This window comes from Streptomyces kronopolitis, from assembly GCF_050953795.1.
GTDB lineage: Bacteria > Actinomycetota > Actinomycetes > Streptomycetales > Streptomycetaceae > Streptomyces > Streptomyces kronopolitis_A.
The window spans coordinates 3,315,765-3,337,674 of the sequence record NZ_CP191850.1; the positions used below are offsets into that span (position 1 = coordinate 3,315,765).

The window sequence follows — 21,910 nt, forward strand, 5'->3', positions numbered from 1 at the left end:
ACCTCATTCACGGTTCCTGATCTCCGCGACGATGTCGCGAGCGATCCTTTCCGGCCCTTCGGTGGTCGCGTCGAACTGGACGACGTGCACGCCGGCAGCCATGAGGAACCTAGCCGCTTCGCGGAACGCCGCGCATTCCCGCAGGCTGCTGTCGGGCTCCCGCTCGTAGCGGCTGTGCGCGCCCCGCTCGGTCAAACGCTTCTCGATCACGTCGGCGTGAGCGTTGACGATGACGGCCAGGTCGGGCATGTCGGCGTGCCTGTTGAGTTCCCAGACCAGGTCACGGCCGACGCCGTCCATCACCTGTAACACCAGCGAGGAGGCGACGTAGCGGTCACACACGACGATGTCGCCGCGCGCCACCGCAGGCCGGATCTCATCTTCTACGTGCTGGTACCGGTCGGCCGCGATCAGACAGGCCATCGTCATGCCGCGGTAGTCGTCGGTGCCCTGCCGGGCGAGCTGCCCCAGTGCGGTGTCGCTGGGCTCCCGCGTGGCGTGCACCGCCACGCCGGCGGCGCGCAACTCGGCGACGATGGCGGCCGTCACGGTGGACTTGCCGACGCCGCCCGGTCCGTCGATCGTCACGAACAACCCGGTCACGAGACACCCACCACGGGAAGCGCGCGGGACTGGTGCGGCACGACGGGACACTGTTCGCTGTCGACGGCCCCGATGCGGTGACCGGCGGCGACGACGGCCGCGGGGCAGCCCTTCCCGCAGCGGCTCGACATGGAGCAGCCGCCGCACGTGTCGTTCCCGCCGAGATCCCACCGGTCGCTGAACCGGCCGTAGGCGTCGAGTCGCGCGGCCACGTCGTCGTCTTCCCACACGTTCCCGACGAGGAAGTCCGTGTCCGGGTGCTGGCTGACCTTCGTGCGGGCGGCGAACGCCAGGTAGGGGCAGACTGCGACCTCGCCCTTGGTGAAGACGTAGATGATCGTCCCCGCCTCACACCCGGAAAGCGGCTTGCCGTCGTTCGGGAACCGAATGTGGACCATGTCCACGCCATCGTCGACGAACGGCATCGTCAGGTCGCGAATGTGCCGCATGTGATCGTCCGGGCGGCGCAGCTTCCGCGACGAGTTCGCGCCTCGGCCCATTTCGCCGAGCGGGTTCATCAGTACGTACTTCGCGCCCTGGTCCCGGGCGAACGCGCACAGCTCGGCGTACTCCTCGTCCTCTGCGAGGTTGTTCGGCGTGCACAGCAGCCCCTGGAGAATGCCCGCCTTCGCGAACCGCTTCACCGTCTCCACGGTCTCGTCGAAGCCTTCGGGCCGGCCCCGGAACTTCCCGTGCGAGTCGGCAGAGAACCCGTCCAGGCTGACGTTCATGTGGGCGTCGAGCGCGGCGAGTTCACGGATCTGCTCGTCGCTGACCATCGTTGCGTTGGTGCACAACCCGACGCCCATGCCGGCCGCACGGAAGTCGGCCGTGATCTGGAGCAGGTCGGGATGCATGAACGGCTCCCCGCCGGTGAGCGTCACACGGTTCACCCGGGCCTCGGCGAGCTGCGGGATCAGCCGTTCCCGGACGCCGTCGAGGGGCATGTACTCGCCGCGTTTCGTCGCGGATACGAAGCAGTGCGCGCACTTTTCGTTGCACGGCTCGCACACCTGGATCAGAGCCTTGCGGTGGGGATGGTCGACGGTCGTGCGGAAGTAACAGGACGCGGCCTGTTCGCCAGTGATGATCGGTCGTGCAGTCATGCCTGCCTCCGTAGAACTCGGGTGGAAACCGGCTACCGGTCGGCCGCCGTCTCGCAGCACGACCGGGGGCCGGGGCTCAGCGGGCGGGAGCCTGGTCCCGCGCATCGATGTACCGGCGCGCTTTGCCGCGCAGCCGGTTCAGGCAGTCCTCGCACGCGAAGATCGGCGCGTGCTGTCCGTCTTCCTGGAGCGGGCCGACATACAGCACCAGGACGCCGGAGCGCTCGCAGTACAGCCAGCACTCGCCGGTCGTCCACTCTCGCCGGGCCATTCCCTCTCTCTCCTGTACGGGGGTGACCCCGGGCCTGCCTCCGACGGGGGGCGGTTGCAGGCCCGGGGCCGTCTTCACCCTGCGCCGACACCTGACTGGATCGGCGAAGGGGAGCCTTCACTTCGTCGCGATGCCGTAGCCGACGGCGGCCATCACGACGAGCACCGACAGGATGTACGCGACCTGGGCGCGGCGCGGCGTCACGAACTGACGTCCAGCTCGGCCCACACGCGCTTCCCCCAACGCAGCGGATCGACGCCCCACTTCTCGGACATCGCGGCGACTATCGCCAGCCCCCGGCCGTTGACGTCGTTCGTCCCCGGGTGGCGCATGGCCGGCAGGTCGTGGGAACGGTCGGTGACCGCAATCCGCACGCGCTGGGGGCCGACCCGCGACACGACCACCCGGATCACGTCCAGCCGCGCATGCTTGACGGTGTTCGAGACGAGCTCGCTCACCACCACCCAAGCCGCGTCCTCAAGGTCTTCCAGGTCCCACACCCGCAGCGCCGAAGACACCAGCCTCCGCGCCGACTTCGCCGATTCCCGCTCCCGGACCATCGACTCGCTGTACGCCGGGACGCCCGTTGCTGATGGCTCGGTCATCGTGGTCACGCCGTTCCTCCGAGGTCGAGGAACGCCCGACGCGGCCCGGCGTTCCACTTCTGCGGGTCGCCGTCTCGCGCGAGGAAGTCACGTGCTTCCGGCCATGCCCGCCCGGACTCCAGTGACCTAGTTGTACCCAACGAAAGCCGGTTGCTCGCCTCATTCATGGGCGGCGTCCCCCTTACGAGAGAGCTGGAGGCGGCCCAAGGCCACTAGCGCCGCCAGCAGCGCCGGGGAGCCGAGCAGGCCCGGCCCGGCCATCGGCACGACCCACCGGGCGGCATCGCTGTCGGGCTCACCGGCCGGGAAAGGCACCGGCACCTGGTGACCCTGGCCGGCCGCGACCGTGTCCGGCACCCTCCACGCCCTGACCGCATGCGGCGTCAGGAGCGCCGTGTACGTGTCGACGCCGCCCGGCGTGAAGAACACCGGAGTCCCTTCGAGGACGTGCTCCAGGCAGTCGGCGACGCACTCGGGTTCGTCGCTGCCGACGGCAGCGTGCACCAGCTCGGCATTCAGCGTCACCGTCGAGAACAGCGTCCCCGTCCTCAGCCAGGCGACGCCCTGCGCCTTCCACTCCCCGACGACCTGCGCCGCGCTCGACGCCGCCGCGGCCAGCCATTCCGCCGCCGCCTGGTCCATGTCCGCGCGAGTGTGGATGGTGACGCGCGAGCCTGGATCATCAACCGCCATCGCGAGCTCGCCGCCCAAGTAGAGGCGCGTCTGGGGCGATACCGCGTTCGGTGAGGCGTCGTACAACTCGTGAGCACCCCGCGCCGCCGACAGTGCGGCAGACCCGGTCACCGGAGTGTTCGCGGTGGCGGACGCGTCGGCCAGAATGCGACGCCGGGCGAGATCTTCGGTAGTTCTACGCATGGTTTCAGTCCCCGGCGTAGGTCTCGGATGATTCCAGGACCGTACGAAGACACCGGGTGTCAATCCATGCGCGGAGCGTGGCAGTTCAGAACCCACGGCATCGGAACTGCCACGCTCCGTGGTAGCTACGCCTGAACGGCCAGGTGAGCGGCCATGTCCCGCATGTCCTTCGTCAAGGTCCGCTTCCGCGTCTTCAACAGATCGGTCATCACGTATCGAGCCATCGGCTGATGCGTGATCCAGTGCGGCGACCTCCGCCGAATACCCAGGAGTTCATCAAGGGCGTCTTGCGTCGAGCCGACGCGGACGTATGCCTGCGCGACGTCGAGGCGGTGGCGGTTCCAGTTGGTTGCGGTCGGCTTGCCGGTCCTCCGCATCGACTTGGAGCTCAACACGCCGTCGTCTGCCCGGCGGAGAACGCCACGGGAGTCGTCGGCGAGGGCGAGGTCTTCAACTGACTTGAGTTCGATGGTCGCTGGCCCGAAGCGCGCCCAGTGGGTCACGTTGTCCTGATACTCCTGGCCGAGCGCACCCGCAGCCGTCGCCGCCATGCGCCGGCCTTCCTGCGCCTCATCCGGCCGGTTGTTCCGGATCGCCGCCGACGCGATGCGCAGCGCCAACTCGCCCCAGGCTGCCAGCTCACCCGGCGTCGCCGAGGACATGCGCGGCTCGACCTCATCCGCTGTGACCGACGCCAGTCGCTCGGCTTCATCGAACCGATCCTGCCGCAGGAGGAGCCAGCACATACCGATGACGCCAGCGGTCGCGCCGCCGCGGTTACCGACCTCCCGTGCGAGGCGGATGCCTTCCGACAGGGAGTGGTACGCCATGTCGTACTGGCGCACCTGAGTGAGGAACTTCCCGGACAGCAGCAGCGCCCGGGACCGCACCGTGACCGCCTCGGTGCGGGCCTCGTCGCTCTCGGCCGCCGCAACGGCCGCTTCCGCGTCGGTGAGGAGCGGCGGGAGGATCCGAGCGACGGAGTCGTACCGGTCGGCCGCATGGAGCGCCAGGCCGTCCTCGACGCGGCGCATGATGGCGCTGGGATCGAAAATCTCGTTGCCTGCGTCTCCCGGGTCTGTGATGTAGTCGCTGATCCCTACGGGGGGCATGAGGGCCTTCCTCAACGGTGCGAGCATTTGCCGGTTCGACTCGTCCCCGACGACTGGGGTCGGAGTGTCCGCCGCGAAGAGGGCGGAAGTGGGGATCTCAAGCGCTGCCGCGATCTGGTGCAGCGTCTCAACTCGTGCAGCGCCGCCCTGTTCGAGCTTGCGAATGACTGAGGTGGACAGCCTCGCCCTGTCGGCAAGCTGTTCCTGATTAAGCCCGGCGGCGCGCCGATGCGCCCTGAGATTGTCCGCCAAGCCGGAAGATGCTTGAGGCATACTGGTCTCCGTTCTGAACTCGACACTCGGAACGGTACTCCGATCTGCGCCCCGCTTGCGGGGCGTAGTTCGCGTTTACGGCCTTCTGTGGCGCATCTTCACGGCTCATCTCTGCCGCCCAGTTCACCGAGCAGGCCGGCGCCTGCCAACTCGCCCCCGCCTGAGCGGACCTGTACTCGATGGGGCCGCCGCGGTGTCAGTGGGCGGCCCTACGCTTTGACCGTGACCTCCCCGAACGCGCTGATTGCTGCCGAACAGCGCGACGACATCAACCGGCGCATCCGGCTGCTGATGTCCATCCCCGGTGCCGAGCGGAGCGACGGCGAGTATGCACGCCTGCTCGTCCTGTGGAACGACGCCGACCGTGCGAGCAGAGCGAAGGCGCCTCACCCGGGTTCCGTGGGCGAGACGCCTTGCGCCAGCAGACCAGCAGCGATCTGTATGGACCTGAGCCACGATAAGCGCTCTACCTGCGTACCAGCGGCCTGAAACTGGGCGAGCCCGGCCGTGCGGGGGGGTGCACGGCCGGGCTCTCACGCCGCAGGGGGATGCGGCTTCGCCGGCCTCGCGGGGGGGGCGTCGACCAGCGTTGCGCCCAGTCTCCCTCAACAACTGGCGTGCATGCATGCACATCGCCGAATTTTCCGCAGCGGCACCGATCCCCCATAGTCGGCACCTGAGGGTGCCCCGCTCCCGGAGCCGTGGAGCGGGGCACCCGGATCAGGGTGGCGGGGTCATGCCCACGGACTGAGGTCAAGATCGGCGGGCGGGTCGGGGACCGGGTCATCCGAAGGTGCGATCCGGCGGCCCCAACGCAGCAGATCCATCACGTAGCTGGTGAGCATCCGCCGCTGTAGCCGCTCGGTGGTCAGCTCCCGGTCGAGCCGTTCAGCGATCACCGTGAAGTCGTCCCGCCGGTTGCTGGCCCGGTTCTGCGAGAAGCCCAGCAACCCGACGAACAGGCCCACTATGGCGGCAGCAAGCGCCCCTACATCCATCGCTTCACTCCTTCACTGTGCGGGCACTCCTGCATGCCCGACACCCACACGATGCTCAGCGCGAAGCCGCACCAGGCGGCGGCCGAACCCCACGCCGAGGGGTAGCCGCCGCTGGCCCACGTCACGGTGAACGCTGCGCCCCACAGCCCTGCGGGCACCCCGATCGCGGCGAACCCGAACGGCTGCCACCGCACGCCGGCCAGTGCGGCGACCACAGCCAGGGCGCCGCAGGCGACCCAGCCCCAGCCGAGGGCTTCCAGCGGCACGTACTTCGTGACGTCCGACAAGCCCCGCGCGGTGCCGTACCGGGGATCGGAAGCGATGCTGTATCCGTAGCCGGCCCAGGACGCTCCGAGGGTGACGAGGAACGCGCCACGGCGCCCCAACCTGCGCACTACACCGCCCCGTCGGCGGGTGGGACGGCCTCCGGCACCTGCGGGGTATGCCGCGCCTTCCAGCCCGCGTAGAACGTGGCCAGGGGCAGCGTCACAAGGGTGATGACGGCTTGCAGCCACCCGGGCAGCGAGCCGAGCAGCGCCGAGTCGGCCACCACGGCATTGAGGACGGTCACGATCACGGCGAGGACGGTGGCAGCGGCGGTCGCCGCCTTCACCTTCACCTCGACCGGTGCGGTGCTAGTGGGCATTACAACTCTCCTGCCTCGGTAGCTTCATGAGCCCGCGTCGGTCATCTGCGGAGCGTGTGGGCCAGCTCCCACGTGACCGGCCCCGGGTATCCGTCGGGGTCGTTGGACAGCTCCGGCCGGGAGCGCTGGAAGTCGGCGATGTTCCGCCGGGTGTAGGCGGTGAACAGCGGTCCGGGCTGGTAGCCGTTGCCGTCGTGGTGCCGGGTGAAGCCGAGACGTACGAGCTGCCGGTCCAGATCGGTCACCGCCTGGTGGCGGCGGCCGAGGACGAACGCGGACCGGCCCGGATACGGCGGCGCCTGCGTGCCGCCGCCGGACTCGGGCAGATCGAGCTCCTGCCCGACGTAGACCGTGTACGGCTCGCTGAGCCCGTTGACCTTCGCCAGTTCCCGCCAGTCCAGATCGAGGCGGCGGGCGATCCCGGACAGGGTGTCCCCGGCCCGCACCGTGTACTGGTCCTCACCGTCGCTGCCGCCGCCGGTTCCGCCGGGGCGTGGCGCACCGGCCTTCACCCAGGCGTAGAGCGGAGCTCCCGGGCACGCCGTGGCGTAGCCGTCCTTGTGCCCGCCGACCCAGTCGCCTGCGGCGCCGTTGGCGCGGAACCATTCGATGGCGTCCCGCAGGCCGGCCAGCATCGCGTCGGGCGGCTCGGTGAACCCGCTCGATCCGAGGAGCGCGCACACCGCGTAGTCCCGACCGTTCAGCTCGGCGTTGCCGTTCGCGCCGGTCCGCTTGTGCAGGCCACGGCCCTCGTACACGTAGCCGTGCTCGCACACGACAGCGTTGTACGCGATGTCGACGTAGTTCTCTTTGGCGTTGGCCAGATGCTCGGCGCGGATCTTCCGCACGTAGTCGTCGCACAGCGAATGCGCCCGCGAGGAGTAGGCGCTGCCGAGGTAGTGCACCTTCACCCCGCGCGCCGAGGGCAGGTATGCCGCGGGGGACGTGGCCGGCGCGCCCCATGCCGCGCGCTCGACGAGCCTCATGCCGCCATCACCCACACCGGCCAGTGCCAGGTGCCCGGTGCGGTGCCCGACTCGTCCTGCATCACGTGCTGGTCGAAGAAGATCCCGCTCGGGTTGAACACGGCGAGACCGACCTCCCATCGGAGTTGGCCGGCCGGATCTTCGGGGCCCGGCTCGGCGGTGCCGTGCACCGCGGTGATGATGGCGGCCCGCGTCTTCGACGGGTGGGCCTGGCTTCCGTCCTCACGTGGTGGGGTGCCGTGCGAGACGTAGCTCACCACGCGTCCCACGGTGGGTGGTTGAGGGTCCATCGCGGCTCTCCTAGGCGTCATAGATGACGAGCTTGAGTTCGGCCAGGGCGATGTTCCGGGGCACCTTGTCGTTGTGCGTCACACGCAGCGCGAGGGGTACGGCCGGGTCGACGAAAACGCCGTGGCTCTTGGTGAAGCACTGCACGCCGGGAGACGGGGGCCGGTGGTCGGTCGCCGTGGTGTTCTCCGGATCGGAGCCGAAGCCGAGCGGGTCACGCACGAACTGGTCCCGGAGCTCGGTGTATTCGCCGCTCTCCCACTGGACCATCGCGTACAGGTGGCCCCAGCCCGACCGGGCAGGCCAGATCAGGCCGGACCGGTCATCGGAGTCCCACGTGGTGATCGTGTAGCCGCTTGTCGCCATCTGGTGCATCTCGTAGGAGTCCGACGACTCCAGCGAGCCGAACGGAAACCTGACGATCTGGTAAGTCGTGCCCGGCTGGATGAGCTGCGAGGTGTCACGCTTCAGCGAACACACCTGCGCCTTGGTGGCGGGCGTCGAGGTTGTCACGTGGGCTTCCTTTCTGCGGTGACGGTTGTCAGGTCCGGAGCAGGCTGGCGGCAAGGCCCTGCGCCGTGTTGGAGGCGGAGGCGGCGGACCACTGGGCGGTGATGACGAGCGCCTGGTCGACTGTGCTGTCCCGCGTGATCGCCCCGTCGGTCACGTCCTGCGCCGTCGCGCCGGTGGTGCTGGCCAGGCGGTGCCAGAGCTGCGCCCCGCCGGACCAGGTGCCGGACGAGCCGGGCGCGATGGCGTGGAGTACGCCGTTCACCTCCCAGCCGCGGTTGGCGATCGCCGTGCCGGTGGTGACGGCTGCGAACGCGGCTACGACGGTGCCGCCGACTCCACCGAGGCGGACGCGGATCGTCAGCGTCGGCGTGGCGGTCGTCGACGCCTGGCCGTGCGCGGCGAACCGGTACGCGGTGCCGGGCAGGGCGTCGCCGGCCGGGATGAGCCAGCTCGCGACGACCGTCTCGGTCGTGCTGTTGGCCGCGGTGCCGGTCGTCGTGGAGGAGGCAGGCGCGTCGCTGGAGTTGCCGTAGCGGGCCGCGTTCGTGACCGTGCTGGTGAAGTTGATCGGCGTCAGCGTCGTGGCCCGGCTGCGGGTATCCCGCACGGTGATCCGGTCCGTGTTGGTGGAGACCTGCACGCCATAGCCGGTGAGGGCGTACACCTCGCAGGCGTCAATGAGGATGTCCACGCCCGCCCACACATGGATGCCGTTGGCTGCCGCGCCGGTCACCGAGCAGCGGCCCACGGTGACGTCGGTCGCCGAGGCCGCCGCGGTGCTGCGGGAGTCGACGGTGATGCCCGCGCCCGCGGTGTCGTTGACGTGGCAGTCGTCGATCTGGCCGCGCCGTGTGCCGAGCGTGCTGATGGCGGTCGCGCCGGTCGTGTGCGCGATGACGCTGTGCAGCCGGTAGTCCTCGACGGAGACCATGCGGACCGCGCTTCCGGCAGTCCCCCGGGTCACGACGCGGCCCACGGCGACGTCCTGGACGAAGCCGGTGTCCTCACCTACGAGCTCCAGCGCGCTCCCGTACCCGCCGCCGCCGTACATCGTGACGTCGTCGACGACGATGCCCGCGAGCGGCTGGGAGCCGGTGATGGTCGGGGAAGTCCCGCCGGCAGGCGTCCGGTGGCTGGTCGTCGAAGAGTCGAGGGTCCGGACCCAGATGCCGCCACCGCACGACCGCATCTGAATGTCCGAGATGACGACGGACTCCCACGTGTAGGCGCCGATGGCCCACTGCGAGCAGCTATCGAAGCGGCAGGAGTTGATGCGGATGTCCCGGTGCGGCCGGCTCGGCGACGCGGAGTGCGACCCGACGCCGCGCGGCCAGGCCGTCGTGCCCGGTGTGCCGCTCGGCCCGGTGGAGCAGCCCGTGACCAGCAGGTCGAGGACCGGGGTGTCGTCGTACGGCCCGAAACCGCCGAAATAGGCGACGCCCTTCGCCAGGTCCGCTTGGATGAACTCGCTGAAATCCCGGTCGCCCGGGTCCTTGTAGCCGAGACCGTGGACGTTGCTGATCACGCACGTCTTGATGGCGTTGATCTCGATGCCGTGGTAGCCCGCGACATCCTTGATCGTCGTGTCACGGATGAGCAGGTTGGTGGCGTGCCCGAAGGACATGCACATCGCCGAGGTCGGGTACGAGCTCGCGTTGCTGTCCCACTGCCCGCCCTCAATGATGATGTCGCCGTGGCCGGTGTAACCCGGCATCACCTGGCCGCTGTCGCCGTTGAGGAGCATCGTGCCGTCGGCGGCTCGGCGCAGGATCGCGCCGGGGGCGAGGGTCAGGCGGGTCCGCGCGTAGATGCGCAGCGGCAGGCTCGCCAGCCGGTAGACGCCGGGCGGGACGTAGACCGTGCCACCGCCGGCGTCCCGCGCGGCCGACAGCGCGGCCTGGAGGACCGGGGCGTCATCGGTGGTGCCGGTCGGCCCGAAGTCCTGCGGCGTCCACACGCCGCGGTTGGAGACGAACAGCCCGCCTTCCAGGCACTCGACGAGGTTGTCTGTGCTGGATTCGATGATCGGGAAGGCCGACAGCGGGCTGGTTACGGTCCCGTTGCCGGAATGGGCGATGCACTCCGAGTCTTCGGTGACGACGATGGTCGTCGCTGTGTCGCCGGTGCATCCGCAGCGGGCCATGTCCACCTCTCGCGGGGTGTTCTCGGCCCGGCCCACAACCAGCAGCGCTTGATGAGTCTACGCCGGGGCGGAGGCCACCAGGCGGCATCGGGCGACTGTCCGGGACAGCGCGCGGACATGTCCGGATACCGGGTCATGCGCATGGGCCGCACCGCATCCGGCCTGCGCGGACACTGTCCGGCGACGTGTCCCGGACAGGTCAGCCGTACAGCTCGACGATGACGAGGCCGGAGCCGCCGTCAATGCCGTTGTAGTCGTTGCCGTACGACAGTGCGCCGCCCGCACCGCCGCCGTATCCGCGCGGTGCGGTGCCCACCCCTTCGGATGCGCGGGCGAAACCGCCGAGTCCGAGACGACTGTCGCCGCCGCCGCCGGAGAGCCCGTTCGTGCCAGACAGGCGGATGCCGCCGCCTCCCGCCCCGCCGCCGCTGGCGTACTGACCAGTCCCGGCGAACGGGCCCGAGGTTCCGCTCACCGCGTCGGAGGCCGTCCCCGACGACTGCGCGGCCGTCGACCCGTCGCCGCCTGCTGCCACAGCGAAGCCGCCGAAGCTGCTGGTGCCGCCCGTGCCTCCCCCTCCGTTGCTTCCTCCAGCGGTGCCTCCCGCGCCGACGACGATCGTCTCGACCGCGCCGAGCGCCGCGACCTCGATGAGCGACTGGGACCAGCCGCCACCTGCCGCGCCAGCCCGGACGAGGGCCTGGCTCGCTGCCGCGTCCGCTCCGGCGGATCCGCCGCCGCCGGCTTGGACCTGCACCTGCACCCGCGCCAGCCAGGGATAGTCAGCCTTCTCGAACTGGAAGGTGCCGGGGTCCTTGAAGAACAGGGTCTGCCGGAGGCCCATCGTGCCCGGCTTGAGGCACAGTTCCCCGTCGTCGTTGACCTGGAAGTAGTCGCTGCATACGCACACGCTGGCCACGGCGATCTCCTACGCGGTGAGATTGGCGCGGCCCGGCCCACAACCAGCGGCACACCCGCAGGGTAGCCCGTCAGGCAGTTGTCGGCGTCGCCGTGAGGTGCAGGCGGATGCCGGGGCCGGCGGGTTCGATGCCGCCGACGACAGGCAGCGGGCGGGTGCGCCACACCCGGAGCTCCGCGTACGTCCCGCTGACGGTCTCCAGCGTCGCCACGAACGTGCTGGTGTCGTCTGCGGGGTGGGGGTCGACGGGCAGCGCGGTCAGGGCAGGCGGACGGCTGAACGAGGCCGGGAACGTCCATCGCGCCCGCCCGTCCTTGCCGGTCTCGACGACGGCCGCCACGGCGGGCGGTGCTGGTGCGGGGGGCGGCGTCACCGGCTCGGCGTCGACGCTTTTCGCGGGCTGCGGCGGGCTGGCCGGCCGTGCCCGCCTGGTCGTTGTGCGGGTGCGGCGGTCGATGTCGCGCAGGAGGCTGACCATCGGTGTTCCGAGTGAGCGCCGCGTCGCTGATCCGCGCAGTGCCATCTCACACCACCCCGAGCGCGCCGGTCGCGGACTCCGCGCCGGTCACGGCGACTTGCACCTGAACGCTCTCGCTGCCCGGCGTCGAGTCCGTGCCGCCGGTCTCGGTCACCTTCACGCCTGTGATCTTGAGGCGTTGGGAGAGGGGGCGGCAGGTGACCTGAGTGGTGACGTCCAGGCACCAGCCGGGCACCAGGGTAGGGATCTGCACGGCCGCCTCGGGTGAGATGGACACCTCTTGGGTGTCGACGACCACCGGCACCGGCAGCGAAGCCCGCAGCCGGGACGCTGCGGCCGACCGTGCCGCGAGGGTGGTCGAGATGGTCGTCTGCTCGACGTACCGCTCCACCAGCCCGTAGTACGGATCCGGTCCCCCGGCGTCGCCGATGATGTCGCTGTCCCCGTCGGTGCCTTCCTTCCCGGCAACGATCCATCGTGTCGCCAGCGCGGTGCCGTCCTCGGCGACGATGAGCCCTTCTGGCAGGTCGGCGTCTGTGAGCCGGCCGACGGTCACCGGGTACGTCTCGGGGAGCAGCAAGATGCGGGAGCCCACCGCGGTGTAGTCCAGGCCGTTTTCCGCCAGGTCGCGCAGGTGGTCGCCGGTCTGCCCGATGTTGCGCCGGTACTCCCGGCCGCCGCGTACTCCGGTCTTGCCGACCACTTCGATGCTGTGGCCCGGGTCGTCGGGCGCGAATCCGTCGGTGATCAGCCAATCGGCGACGTTCACCAGATCGGTGTCGCCGAAGGTGATGTCGGCGTGCGGCACACGACGGTCCAGGACTGCGAGGACGTCGGCGGCCCACACCTCCATCTGCCCGCGTGACCATTCGGCTTGGAGGATCGGGCCGGACCAGACCGGGTCACGGCCGCGCCAGATGTTGAGCCAGTGCCGCCAGGCCCGCACCTGGCCGAGCCGGTCGCAGCAGTCGCCGTCCGGGTTGACGACGATCCGCGCGGTGCTGGTGTCGTCGAGGACGCGGGTCCACTCGACCTCGGTGAGGGTCTGCACCGGGGAGACGGACGCGCCGTCCCGGTCGGTGATGAGCGCGGTGTGGGTGCCGCAGCCCGCAACGGCCATGAGGCTCCTCGTGCAGCAAGAGGCGCCCGGCCCACAACCAGCAGCGGACAGCCAGCGTAGCCGGAGGCCGTCAGTAGCCCCGGCCGGAGACAGCCAGCGTCAGCAGGGCGTTCGGCGCTGGCGGGTTCATCACGTCCGTCTCGATGCACACGCAGTAGTCCGCGCAGTTGAACGGCTCGTACGTCGGGGGCGCCCCGTCGAGCCCGTACACGTCGCGGGAGGTCTCGCAGTCGGCGCCGCACTGGACGACGGAGCGGCCGGTCTGCCCGTCCAGCGTCACCGCACCTCCGGCCGGGACGTAGGCGACGTGGTACTGCGAGTGCGGGTAGCAGCGGGCGAACTCGGCGACCTGGTCGCAGTCGAGGGCAGCCCCGCCGATGGGCCGCTCGTAGAAAGTGATCGTCACGCCCCGCAGGTCTTCACGCCCAGCCCGGAGCGTGATCATCGGCACGTCGAGAGACCAGCCGGGCCGGTCGGTGAGATCCATGTCGTAACAGACGCGCTCGACCGCCAGGGGCAGGCAGTAACAGGTCTCCAGGGCGGCGGGAGTCGGCGGGACGGGCGGGGCGCACAGCGGGTCCGTGCAACTGCTCATCGGGTCGACGCAGGGGGCGAACCGGCATGTGCCGTCGCAGGTCTCCGTCACCGACTCGGCGACGGGCCACCGCAGGTCGCACGCGGTGGTGTCGTCGACGACCGGCGCGGAGACGGCGCCGGCCGTGCAGGTCTCGACGACGTCCACGCAGCGAAGCAGCGGCGGCTGACCGTGCACGCACCACGTCACGCACGTGTCGCTGTCGTCGTCCGGGAGCGGCACTTCGAGGATCGGGGTCGGGTCCGTCCACAGCCACGGTGTGCCCGCGGTGAGCACGATCTCGACGGTGACGACGTCCGCGCCGGACGAACAGGCCCCGGACGAGCAGCCATTGCCGTGCCGGGCGGTGACTGTGGGGCCTTGGGTGAGGGCTACGCGGCGTACCGTGCGCTGGCGCCGCGCCCGGAAGACCTCCGGCGCTTCCTCGTCTCCTGGGCAGCAGTTGAACAGGGTCAAGCAGTCGCCGTCACAGACCATGCCGGTGCAGCCGGTCATCGCCTCCGACAGCCAGTGCAGCCCGTATTCGACCGAGCAGCACGTCGCGCCGAGCAAGATGCCGGTGATCGTGATGGTGCGCGGCATGACGCGGCCCGGGCCGAGCGCCGCCCCGCCCGTCACGGCGTTTGTCGTGGTGCGCCGCACCGGGTAGTCGTCGAGCCCTTCGATCGACAGGACGCGGAACCCGGCGAAGTCGGCGGACTCTGGCACGTCCGGGTCGTACCAGGGGGCGCCGTCCTCCTCCGGGGTGCTGTACGGCTCATCGCCCAGCGTCTCAGCGGTGAACGTCGGGCAGCCGCACGCGCCGACGTCGACCAGCGGTGAGCCGACCGTGCGCAGGTACGTCTCCAGCCGCGCCTCGTTGGTGATCTCGACACCGCCGAGAGCCAGGTACCCGTCCATGGCCATGGTCAGATCACTCCTGCCGCGGTGGCGAGCCGGGAGGCGACGCGGTGTGCGGTCATCCGCGCGTCACCCGCCTCGTAGATGTGGAACACCGGCGCCGGTAGGGCCGACATGGCGGCCCTATCCCCGCCGCCGCTGCTCTTCCCGCCCCCTGCGGCGGCGAGCATGTCGATGAGGCCGGACTCCTCCGCGAGCTGGCGGGCGCGGGCCGGCCGCGTGAGCGGGATGATGACCTCGGGTCCGGCCTCGCCGACGAGTCCCATCACCGGGGAGCGGACGATCCCGCCGTCCGCGAAAGGCAGCACATTCCGCACGGCGGACGGCAACCCGCCCTTGATCTTGCTGACGATGCGGGAGCCGATGTTCCCCAGCGAGGAGACGAGCCTCCCCGGGAGGCTGGAGAACAGCGAGACGATCGACGAGATGAGCGAGGAGATCGCACTCTTCGCCGACCCGTACGCCGACTTGAACACGCCTGCGATCTTCGAGCCGATCGAGGAGAGCCCGGAGACGATCCGGCCGGGCAGGCTGGAGAAGAACGAGGCGACGGACGAACCGAACGAGCGGGCCGCACTCATGGCGGACGAGCCGGCTGACCGGAACAGCGAGGCGATCTGCCCGGGCAGCGCGGCCAGAGCAGAGCCGATCCGCCCGGGCAGCGACGCGAAGAACGAGGACGCCGAGGAGATGAACGAGGAGATCACGCCTCGCGCCCACGAGGCGGCGCTCGAGAACGCGCCCCCGATGGTCGAGGCGAGCGAGGACAGCGCCGACAAGATCTTGCCGGGCAGCACCGTGAACAGGGCGATGATCCCGGCCAAGGCGGTGAGCAGCACGATGCCCAGGGCCGCGACGGCGTTGACGAACAGGTCGACGAGGAGACCGGGGATCGCGGCCAGCGCGGACATGATCCGGCCCGGCAACGCCACGAAGAAGTTGATCACGCTCGTGAAGGCGGTGCTGATCCACGTGCCGATGGTCGTCACGAGGTTCGTGAAAAACGTCGCGATCATCGTTCCGAGCGTCGACAGCCCCGTCATGATCATGCTCGGGAGCTGCGTGATGAACGTGAGCGCCGACGCCAGGCCGGAGACCAGCCCCGTCAGCACCGAGACGACCGCTTGGATGACAGGCACGACCGCGTTGAGCGTCAGCCAGGAGGCGAACGCAGCGGCGATCTGGAGGACCGGCCCGAGGAGCTGAACGGCCATCACCAGCAGCGGCGCGATCGCTTCGACGAGCTGCGCGATCGGAGGCAGCAGCGGGAGGAGCGCCTGGAGGATCGCGTTGAACGCGGCGATGATCGGAGGCAGGGCCGGCAGCAGCGCGTTGATGAACGCGGTGTAGACGGGGACCAGGGCGGCGGCGACGCGCACCAGGACACCGGCGAGGGTGGACAGGACTGGCGCGAGTGCGCCGATGAGCTGCGCGACGGCCTGGCCGACGCCGGTGGCGAGCGGCGTCATGGCCTTGACCAGCATCGTGAACGCCTGCGAGATCAGGGGCAGGACGGGCATCAGGGCGCCGACCAGCGCCTGGATGATCGGGGCGAAGAGCGTCGCGAGGTTCTGGAGGACCGGCGCCAGCATCGTGGCGACGGTCGCGACGAGTTGCCCGATGAGCGGGAGGATCGGAGCCAGCGCGGAGACGACCGACCCGATGGCGGCGCCGAGCGGGCCGAGGGCGGGGCCGATCGCGGCGAAAGCCTGCGCGAGGGCCTGGGCGACCGTGGCGAGGCTCGGGGCGATCGCGGCCAGGGCCGGGCCGAGCGCGTTGATCAGTCCCGTGAGGGCGGGGCCGAGCGCCGTGAAGATCGGCGCCAGTGCTGGGGCGATCGCACCGACCTGGGTGACGACAGCCGCGAGGATCGGCCCGAGTTGGGCGGCGATCGTGGCGACGGTGTGGAAGATGTTCCCGATGGCCTCCTGGCCCTGCGCGCTGTTGGCGAACTCCCGGAACGCGCCGGTGATCTGCTGGAGGTTGGCGAGCAGTCCGCCCCCGGCGCCGCCGGCCGCGCGGAAGACGGCGGAGATGATGCCGCCCACGTTGGAGGCGATCGCGCCGAGCTGCTGGAAGACGCCCAGTGCGGTGCGCACCCACTCGACGGCCTGCCCGCTCTCGGCGATGCGGGAGAGGAACGCGCCGAGCTGGGCGGCGGCGTTACCGATGGACTGGCCGACCTGCGTGCCGAATGCCTGCGACACGGCGGCGGCGACGCTGAGGAAGCCCGCCGCGAGCGGGCGTACGCCCTGCGCGAGTCCGGCGACGGCGTCCGAGGTCCCGCTGATGATGGCGCGGGCGGAGGCCAGCGCCTCGCGGGTCTGGAGGAACTTGAGCCCTTCGGCGGCGGCCTTGCCGAATCCGGTCGCGACGCGTTCCAGCCCGGATTGCAGCGGCAGGAGGTTTTTGATCGCGCCGCTGATCTCGGTGGCGAACTGGGCGAAGAACGCCTGCTGTACGGCCTGCTGGACGGCTTTCAGCTCGGGGGCGAGTGCCCGTACAGCCGTGACGGCCTTCTGTGCGGCCGGGGCCAGTCCCTCCAGGGCCTTCTGGTACTTCGCGGCGTCGTCACCGAACGCGGCGCTCAGGGCGTCGCCGACGCCCATCACGGCCAGGCGCAGCGTGCCGAGCGCGACCTGCGTTGCAGCGATCGCGGCGGGGAAGGCGGCGACGATCCCAGCCGCGGGTGCCAGCGCTGCGACGAGCGCGCCGACTGACGTGGCGGCAGATGCGGCAGCGATCCCGACTGCGCCGAACATCAGCAGGCTTCTCAGCGCCCCGCCGACGCGGCCCGCGATGCCGCCGAGATTGCCCAGGGACCGGCCCAGCCGGTCGGTGTCGACGTCGGTGTCGACGCGGATCGGCGGCGGCCGGTGAGCGCGGATACGCGCGTCCAGGCCGTCGAGGTCCGGGACGATCCGCAGCGGGATCTCGACGCCGGCGAGCGCCGCCCGCACCCGCTCGACGAAGCCCGTCAGGTCCGGTGCGACCGGGATGTTGATGCTGGTGAGGTGGCGCAGCCCAGTCAGCAGGGCTGAGTCGAACCGGCGCAGGTCCGGCTCTACCCGGACGGTGACGGCTGCGGCGTTCAGGCCCCTCTGAACGTTCCGCCGGATCTGCGCGCCGACGTTGCGCGTGCCGCGATCCAGGGTGTTCTGGATGCGGTTGGCGACCTGACGCGAGTCGGATGACGCGTCGCGGTCATCGAGGACGATCGTGATCCGCGCCGAGCCGTAATCGACGTCATTGCCGGCCACCGGGCAACCCCCACAAGGGTGTGGTGTTGCCCGGCCCAAAACCAGCGGCTACGCCCCCGGCGCCTCGTGCTGGCGCGAGGGGGCGTACGCCACAGGTTAGCCGCTAGGGACCAGCGCCGAGCCGCGCGTCCTCGGCCGCGACCTGCGCCGCCATCGCTTGCGCCGCAGCCCGGTCCATGCGCATGCCGGGAGGCCGGCCGCGCTGGTTGCGACGCTGCTGTCCCTTCGGCGGGGCGTACAGCTTCGCCTTGTTGCGGCGGCGTTCCGCGTCGTCCTCCGCTGCTGCGTCCATGGACGCCTCAGCGGCGTTGAGCATCGTCCTCAGCGTCCACGTGCGCGGGTCGACGCCTTGGAGGGCGAGACCGCCCTCCCACGAGTCCCAGGAGGCGGCGACGCTTGCACAGAGCCGCTGGACAACCCAGTAGGGCGCTGGCCGCCTCCGTACAGCTCGACGGCCCACTCCAGCAGCTCGACGAGGACGCGGTCCGGGAGGCGCATGCCGACGTCCTTCACCGTGGCGTCGCCCTTCACCTTCGCTGCGGCCTCCGCCGCCTCGCCGGGGGTGGCGTGGGAGCTGACGGCCTTACCGCTCTTGACGACTTCCCACCGGGCGAAGGTCTGCGCGGACTCGGGCAGCATCAGCCGCGCAAGGAACAGGCGCAGCGACCGCACCACGGCCCGCAGGTTCTCGGGGTCGGCGGCGGCGAGGTTGTTCACGTCGACGCCGAGGTTCTTCTGCGACTCCTGCAACGCCTCGTAGGCGTCCAGGAACTCGTCGCCCATCACTTCGGGCTGGAAGAGGAGTTGCGTCTCGCCGACCGTGGCAACGTGCGGCTCGGTGTTCAGCGTGAAGGTGCGGCTCTGGCTCACGACGGGGCTCCTGACGTGCTCAAGCGGGCGCCCGGCCCACAACCAGCGGCGCACCGGCAGGGTACGCGGTCTCCAGGAACGGTCAGCGGCCCTCGCGGAGCGCCTTGCCCAGGAAGTCGTTCGGCTTCGTGCCCGGGTGGTGCACGACCTTCGCGAACACCTCCCGGCCGCCGACGTCGAAGCGCAGAACCTTCTTCCGCCGGGGCCGGATGATGTGCGGCCGGGTGCCGTCGAGGACATACCGCACCGCGGGGTGGTCGCAGACGATGACGCCTTCCAGCCCCCTCGGACCGGACACCACCTTCCAGTCGATGTAGGCGCCCATCCGGCCGGGAGCCTCGCGGCGGGCGATGTCCGCGACGCGGGCGGTGCGCCGGGCAAGGGCGCGCTCGGCGAGACCGCCACGGGCGCGCAGCAGCCGCGCCAAGCGGCCCTGTTCCAATCGCACTTCCACGCTCACAGTGACGTCTCCTCTGCCGGGCATGGTGCGCAGCCGGGCAGCGCGACGGTCACGCGCTGCTCGACGCCGACGCAGCCGCCTTCCGGGCCGATCAGGCGCTGCTGGCCGACGACGAACTGACGCCCCCGCCGGCGGGTTGAGGTGCCCGGCAGGCAGCAGTACAGCGTGTTGTAGACCGTCACCGCGTCGACGTGCGCGATGCGGGCCGCGGTGTCCAGCTCTTCGCACGACGGGGGACAACCCTGCTCGTCGGGGGTGGGGGCGCAGCGCAGCACGGTCACGGCGAGCTCGGCGGCCGTCACCGGCGGCGGCATGCAGTTCCGGGCGCCCATCACCGTGCGGTCCTCGTTGGGGAACGGGTTCGCCGGCCACATGCGCAGGACGTTGACGGAGAGCTGACCGCCGGTGCCTTTGCCGCCGCACGGGTCGTCGCACCAGTCCCATGCGACGGCGCCGGGCACGACGCACGTACGGCAGGGGCATCCCGGCTGTCCGTCGACCTGGTCGGCGGCGTCCTGGAGCGCGGCGCATACGCAGCCCAGCACCGATTCGGTGAGCTCGTGCAGGTCCAGCGGCCTCAGCGGCATGTCCGGGTCTCCTTACGGCCAGGTCGTCACGCGGGGGCGCTGGTAGTCGGGGCTGTAGACGCGGGACGGCGAGGCGAGGCGGTGCGGGTTGACCGTGGCGAGCCAGGCGTCCGCCAGCGGTAGCCCGGTGCGGCCTTCGCTGTAGATGACCGTGGGGTCGGCCATCTCCACGTCGAAGCCCTGCCGGGAGACTCGGCTGACGTTCCGGTTGCTCTTACAGCCGCAGGAGCTGCCGCCGCATCCCTTGATGAAGTGGCACGCCAGCTCGGAGACGGCCGCGATCGCCGCCGCGTCCAGCGGGAGGCCGGTGCGGTAGGTGACGGTGAACGTGCCCGGCGTGCCGGGTGGGGCGGCCATGTCCTGACAGTCCGGCCAGCACTCGCCGTCGGTGCGCACCAGCCGGCCGGGGGCGTCGACCCGGTACGAGCCGATCACGTTGGCTTCCGGGTCCGGGGCGGGCAGAGTCTCGCCGTCGACGTCGACCGACTGGATGTCGTACACCGGGCCGGGCAGGGGCACTTCGCACAGCTCGGAGCACGAGCAATCCGTACGGCAGCCGCACACGGACGCGTTGCGCCACGCGCCGTCGAGTCCGATGTAGGGCACCCACGGGCCGGACGTGCCCCAGCGGACGGTGTAGGGGTACGGGTCCAGGCAGGAGCGGCGGCACGGCCGCACCGTCACGGGGCAGGACGGGCCCCAGCGGCGTCCGGACAGGCCCCACAGGATGATCGACGCGACGCGTACCCACCGGTCGATGACGTCGCTCGCGGTGTCGTCGGGCAGGTCGCAGCAGGACAGGTCGACGTCCCACGGGTCGCACGGGGCGGGCTTGGTCATCGGTGGCCTCCTCCCTCGTAGCGGCTCGGGGCGGGGAACGCGCGGCGGATGTGCGTGCCGACGGCCCCGTTCGTGAAGCTGTCCGGCATCGTCGACAGGAACCGGGCGTCGTGGTCGAACCGCGGGGACCTGTTGAGGATCTTCACGTCCCGGATCTCGTCCCCGCCGATGCCGGACAGGTTCCCGTAGAGGGTCCGTTTGTGGACGGCGTCCAGGTGCCGGCCGACGTCGAGCGCCTTGAGCATGCCGCTCTTGTCGACGGGCATCGGCACGTGCAGCTCGTACGACAGTGGGTCGTCGTGACCGAGGGAGACGAGGAGATCCCGCGTCTCGCGCATGCCGTCCAGGTAGCGGCCGGATGTGCGGCGCACGTAGACGTCTTCGAGGTCGGCGACCCGTCCACGGTGCAGCACCGGCATGCCGTCAGGCTGCGGGGCCATCACGAACATGTCGTCGTTGCAGAGCAGGAACGTCTGGGAGACGTCCGGGTGCGAGCAGCCCGCACGCACCGCCGCGGTGGTGTTCTGGTACTTCGTGCCGAGCTGGCTGGTCGGGATGTGCTCGACGGCCGACAGCCAGGCAGGCCGGTAGCCCACGATCCACACGCGGCCGTGTGGAAGGTGGGCCTCCCAGCTCCGCAGCGCGTATCGGAGCTGGGGATTGGCCTTGCCCGTCCGTACGGGCACGACCAGATCGGGCGCGTCCATGCTGGTGACCCGTCACGAGGCCAGGGCCAGGACCGGGGTGTACGCGCACACCGGCTCGGGCGGCGCGACGGTGGTGACCATCGTGCGGCGGTGGCAGGTCGGACCGAGCGGTGTAAGAAGCGAACCGGGCGTGCCGGCCACGTCGGTCGCCATCACGTCGTACGGGCCGGTGCCCCAGCCGCCGCCCGCGCGGGTGGCGCCGTTGAGGACGAGGGAGACGGCTTCCGCGCCGATCTCCATGTCTCCCAGCATGCCGTTTGTGACCCACGGCATCAGGAAGTAGATCCATGCGCCGTCGCCGCCTTCCGAGTCGCACAGGTCCTCGCCCAGCACCTCGGCCCACATCTCGATGGCGAAGCCGCTGTTGCACTTGAGTGAGCAGTCGTCATGGCCGATCGGGTTGCCCGCGTAGTCGTAGACGACCGGGTTGCCGGTGGTGATCTCAATGAACTCCGGGCTGACGGAGAAGAAATTCAGCTCGATGTCGTAGCCGTTGAACTGCGGGCAGCCGCGCTTGAAGCCGCACTGGCGGCCGTTCGCGGCGGTGTAGACGACGTCCTCGCCGTCCTCCACGTTCGGGTTCATGGCGAGCGTGGCGAAGCAGTCGAAAACGAAGCCGTTGTCTTCACCGGCGACGGGCCGGCCGCACGCATCGACGCGGGTGACGCGGATGGTGTCGGCGTTTGCGATCAGGGGGCAGGGCATCCCGGGGGCCTCCAACACACGAGGTGGTGTCGGCCCGGCCCAAAACCAG

The 21,910-nt window shown here is 70.4% G+C and carries 26 protein-coding genes; 1 reads left to right on the plus strand and 25 read right to left on the minus strand.

The genetic code is table 11. The features are described from left to right. Positions 1-3: 3 nt before the first annotated feature. The 6 genes from tmk to ACQP17_RS14375 all read right to left on the minus strand — a co-directional run bounded on the left by tmk (position 4) and on the right by ACQP17_RS14375 (position 4,846). Positions 4-603, minus strand: coding sequence for a dTMP kinase (gene tmk, locus ACQP17_RS14350; protein ID WP_433856632.1), 600 nt, complete (start codon positions 601-603; stop codon positions 4-6). Beyond that, a complete protein-coding gene (locus tag ACQP17_RS14355) occupies positions 600-1,709 on the minus strand; it encodes a radical SAM protein (protein WP_433856633.1) in 1,110 nt (369 codons plus the stop codon). Before ACQP17_RS14355 ends, tmk begins: the two co-directional genes overlap by 4 nt. A 76-nt stretch (positions 1,710-1,785) precedes the next feature. Continuing rightward, on the minus strand, positions 1,786-1,980 hold the full coding sequence (locus ACQP17_RS14360; RefSeq protein WP_433856634.1) for a hypothetical protein: 195 nt from the start codon (positions 1,978-1,980) through the stop codon (positions 1,786-1,788). 200 nt (positions 1,981-2,180) lie between these two features. After that, positions 2,181-2,585 (minus strand): ATP-binding protein, encoded by a 405-nt coding sequence (locus tag ACQP17_RS14365; protein WP_433859909.1) that lies wholly within the window; start codon positions 2,583-2,585, stop codon positions 2,181-2,183. Positions 2,586-2,744: 159 nt separating this feature from the next. After that, on the minus strand, positions 2,745-3,461 hold the full coding sequence (locus tag ACQP17_RS14370; protein WP_433856635.1) for a hypothetical protein: 717 nt from the start codon (positions 3,459-3,461) through the stop codon (positions 2,745-2,747). Positions 3,462-3,586: 125 nt separating this feature from the next. Further along, a complete protein-coding gene (locus ACQP17_RS14375; RefSeq protein ID WP_433856636.1) occupies positions 3,587-4,846 on the minus strand; it encodes a helix-turn-helix domain-containing protein in 1,260 nt (419 codons plus the stop codon). Between the two features lie 222 nt (positions 4,847-5,068). Between ACQP17_RS14375 and ACQP17_RS14380 the strand changes: the two genes are divergently transcribed. Further along, positions 5,069-5,335: a hypothetical protein gene (locus ACQP17_RS14380; protein WP_433856637.1), complete on the plus strand. Its 267-nt coding sequence runs from the start codon at positions 5,069-5,071 to the stop codon at positions 5,333-5,335. A gap of 245 nt (positions 5,336-5,580) precedes the next feature. Here ACQP17_RS14380 and ACQP17_RS14385 read toward each other — a convergent pair whose 3' ends face one another. The 19 genes from ACQP17_RS14385 to ACQP17_RS14475 form a co-directional block, all read right to left on the minus strand. Then, positions 5,581-5,844, minus strand: a complete 264-nt coding sequence (locus tag ACQP17_RS14385; protein ID WP_433856638.1) for a hypothetical protein — start codon at positions 5,842-5,844, stop codon at positions 5,581-5,583. Then, the gene (locus ACQP17_RS14390; protein WP_433856639.1) at positions 5,835-6,239 is read right to left on the minus strand and encodes a hypothetical protein; all 405 of its coding nucleotides are present in this window, start codon (positions 6,237-6,239) and stop codon (positions 5,835-5,837) included. The genes ACQP17_RS14385 and ACQP17_RS14390 overlap by 10 nt, the downstream gene beginning before the upstream one ends. Next, a complete protein-coding gene (locus ACQP17_RS14395; RefSeq protein ID WP_433856640.1) occupies positions 6,239-6,490 on the minus strand; it encodes a holin in 252 nt (83 codons plus the stop codon). The genes ACQP17_RS14390 and ACQP17_RS14395 overlap by 1 nt, the downstream gene beginning before the upstream one ends. Positions 6,491-6,531: 41 nt before the next feature. Further along, the gene (locus tag ACQP17_RS14400) at positions 6,532-7,476 is read right to left on the minus strand and encodes a peptidoglycan-binding protein (protein WP_433856641.1); all 945 of its coding nucleotides are present in this window, start codon (positions 7,474-7,476) and stop codon (positions 6,532-6,534) included. Beyond that, positions 7,473-7,766 carry a hypothetical protein gene (locus ACQP17_RS14405; protein ID WP_433856642.1) on the minus strand — a complete coding sequence of 98 codons (294 nt, stop codon included), beginning with the start codon at positions 7,764-7,766 and terminating at the stop codon, positions 7,473-7,475. Before ACQP17_RS14405 ends, ACQP17_RS14400 begins: the two co-directional genes overlap by 4 nt. 10 nt (positions 7,767-7,776) lie before the next feature. Further along, positions 7,777-8,277, minus strand: coding sequence for a hypothetical protein (locus ACQP17_RS14410; protein WP_433856643.1), 501 nt, complete (start codon positions 8,275-8,277; stop codon positions 7,777-7,779). A gap of 28 nt (positions 8,278-8,305) precedes the next feature. Continuing rightward, positions 8,306-10,420: a right-handed parallel beta-helix repeat-containing protein gene (locus tag ACQP17_RS14415; protein ID WP_433856644.1), complete on the minus strand. Its 2,115-nt coding sequence runs from the start codon at positions 10,418-10,420 to the stop codon at positions 8,306-8,308. A gap of 199 nt (positions 10,421-10,619) precedes the next feature. Next, the gene (locus ACQP17_RS14420) at positions 10,620-11,339 is read right to left on the minus strand and encodes a hypothetical protein (protein WP_433856645.1); all 720 of its coding nucleotides are present in this window, start codon (positions 11,337-11,339) and stop codon (positions 10,620-10,622) included. 70 nt (positions 11,340-11,409) lie between these two features. After that, on the minus strand, positions 11,410-11,817 hold the full coding sequence (locus ACQP17_RS14425) for a hypothetical protein (protein ID WP_433856646.1): 408 nt from the start codon (positions 11,815-11,817) through the stop codon (positions 11,410-11,412). Positions 11,818-11,863: 46 nt separating this feature from the next. Further along, positions 11,864-12,937, minus strand: a complete 1,074-nt coding sequence (locus tag ACQP17_RS14430) for a hypothetical protein (protein WP_433856647.1) — start codon at positions 12,935-12,937, stop codon at positions 11,864-11,866. Between the two features lie 70 nt (positions 12,938-13,007). After that, positions 13,008-14,438: a hypothetical protein gene (locus tag ACQP17_RS14435; RefSeq protein WP_433856648.1), complete on the minus strand. Its 1,431-nt coding sequence runs from the start codon at positions 14,436-14,438 to the stop codon at positions 13,008-13,010. Positions 14,439-14,440: 2 nt separating this feature from the next. Continuing rightward, positions 14,441-17,692, minus strand: coding sequence for a hypothetical protein (locus tag ACQP17_RS14440; protein WP_433856649.1), 3,252 nt, complete (start codon positions 17,690-17,692; stop codon positions 14,441-14,443). Positions 17,693-17,795: 103 nt separating this feature from the next. Beyond that, a complete protein-coding gene (locus tag ACQP17_RS14445; RefSeq protein ID WP_433856650.1) occupies positions 17,796-18,008 on the minus strand; it encodes a hypothetical protein in 213 nt (70 codons plus the stop codon). A gap of 5 nt (positions 18,009-18,013) precedes the next feature. After that, complete coding sequence (locus ACQP17_RS14450; protein WP_433856651.1) at positions 18,014-18,562, minus strand: hypothetical protein; 549 nt, start codon at positions 18,560-18,562, stop codon at positions 18,014-18,016. Between the two features lie 82 nt (positions 18,563-18,644). Further along, positions 18,645-19,022 (minus strand): hypothetical protein, encoded by a 378-nt coding sequence (locus ACQP17_RS14455; protein WP_433856652.1) that lies wholly within the window; start codon positions 19,020-19,022, stop codon positions 18,645-18,647. Continuing rightward, the gene (locus tag ACQP17_RS14460) at positions 19,019-19,609 is read right to left on the minus strand and encodes a hypothetical protein (protein ID WP_433856653.1); all 591 of its coding nucleotides are present in this window, start codon (positions 19,607-19,609) and stop codon (positions 19,019-19,021) included. Before ACQP17_RS14460 ends, ACQP17_RS14455 begins: the two co-directional genes overlap by 4 nt. 12 nt (positions 19,610-19,621) lie before the next feature. Further along, positions 19,622-20,449, minus strand: a complete 828-nt coding sequence (locus ACQP17_RS14465; protein ID WP_433856654.1) for a hypothetical protein — start codon at positions 20,447-20,449, stop codon at positions 19,622-19,624. Next, positions 20,446-21,156 carry a hypothetical protein gene (locus ACQP17_RS14470; protein ID WP_433856655.1) on the minus strand — a complete coding sequence of 237 codons (711 nt, stop codon included), beginning with the start codon at positions 21,154-21,156 and terminating at the stop codon, positions 20,446-20,448. The genes ACQP17_RS14465 and ACQP17_RS14470 overlap by 4 nt, the downstream gene beginning before the upstream one ends. A gap of 12 nt (positions 21,157-21,168) precedes the next feature. Next, entirely contained in the window at positions 21,169-21,861 is a 693-nt protein-coding gene (locus ACQP17_RS14475) for a hypothetical protein (protein ID WP_433856656.1), read from the minus strand. Between the last annotated feature and the right edge of the window lie 49 nt (positions 21,862-21,910).

Excerpts from the sequence above, each read along its gene's own strand:
- ACQP17_RS14460 (WP_433856653.1), bottom strand. The coding sequence starts at position 19,609 with ATGCCGCTGAGGCCGCTGGACCTGCACGAGCTCACCGAATCGGTGCTG.
- ACQP17_RS14370 (WP_433856635.1), bottom strand. The coding sequence starts at position 3,461 with ATGCGTAGAACTACCGAAGATCTCGCCCGGCGTCGCATTCTGGCCGAC.
- ACQP17_RS14375 (WP_433856636.1), bottom strand. The coding sequence starts at position 4,846 with ATGCCTCAAGCATCTTCCGGCTTGGCGGACAATCTCAGGGCGCATCGG.
- ACQP17_RS14360 (WP_433856634.1), bottom strand. The coding sequence starts at position 1,980 with ATGGCCCGGCGAGAGTGGACGACCGGCGAGTGCTGGCTGTACTGCGAG.
- ACQP17_RS14425 (WP_433856646.1), bottom strand. The coding sequence starts at position 11,817 with ATGGTCAGCCTCCTGCGCGACATCGACCGCCGCACCCGCACAACGACC.
- ACQP17_RS14470 (WP_433856655.1), bottom strand. The coding sequence starts at position 21,156 with ATGGACGCGCCCGATCTGGTCGTGCCCGTACGGACGGGCAAGGCCAAT.
- ACQP17_RS14400 (WP_433856641.1), bottom strand. The coding sequence starts at position 7,476 with ATGAGGCTCGTCGAGCGCGCGGCATGGGGCGCGCCGGCCACGTCCCCC.
- ACQP17_RS14385 (WP_433856638.1), bottom strand. The coding sequence starts at position 5,844 with ATGGATGTAGGGGCGCTTGCTGCCGCCATAGTGGGCCTGTTCGTCGGG.
- ACQP17_RS14415 (WP_433856644.1), bottom strand. The coding sequence starts at position 10,420 with ATGGCCCGCTGCGGATGCACCGGCGACACAGCGACGACCATCGTCGTC.
- ACQP17_RS14405 (WP_433856642.1), bottom strand. The coding sequence starts at position 7,766 with ATGGACCCTCAACCACCCACCGTGGGACGCGTGGTGAGCTACGTCTCG.
- ACQP17_RS14430 (WP_433856647.1), bottom strand. The coding sequence starts at position 12,937 with ATGGCCGTTGCGGGCTGCGGCACCCACACCGCGCTCATCACCGACCGG.
- ACQP17_RS14365 (WP_433859909.1), bottom strand. The coding sequence starts at position 2,585 with ATGACCGAGCCATCAGCAACGGGCGTCCCGGCGTACAGCGAGTCGATG.
- ACQP17_RS14475 (WP_433856656.1), bottom strand. The coding sequence starts at position 21,861 with ATGCCCTGCCCCCTGATCGCAAACGCCGACACCATCCGCGTCACCCGC.
- ACQP17_RS14395 (WP_433856640.1), bottom strand. The coding sequence starts at position 6,490 with ATGCCCACTAGCACCGCACCGGTCGAGGTGAAGGTGAAGGCGGCGACC.
- ACQP17_RS14435 (WP_433856648.1), bottom strand. The coding sequence starts at position 14,438 with ATGGCCATGGACGGGTACCTGGCTCTCGGCGGTGTCGAGATCACCAAC.
- ACQP17_RS14355 (WP_433856633.1), bottom strand. The coding sequence starts at position 1,709 with ATGACTGCACGACCGATCATCACTGGCGAACAGGCCGCGTCCTGTTAC.
- ACQP17_RS14445 (WP_433856650.1), bottom strand. The coding sequence starts at position 18,008 with ATGCTCAACGCCGCTGAGGCGTCCATGGACGCAGCAGCGGAGGACGAC.
- ACQP17_RS14465 (WP_433856654.1), bottom strand. The coding sequence starts at position 20,449 with ATGACCAAGCCCGCCCCGTGCGACCCGTGGGACGTCGACCTGTCCTGC.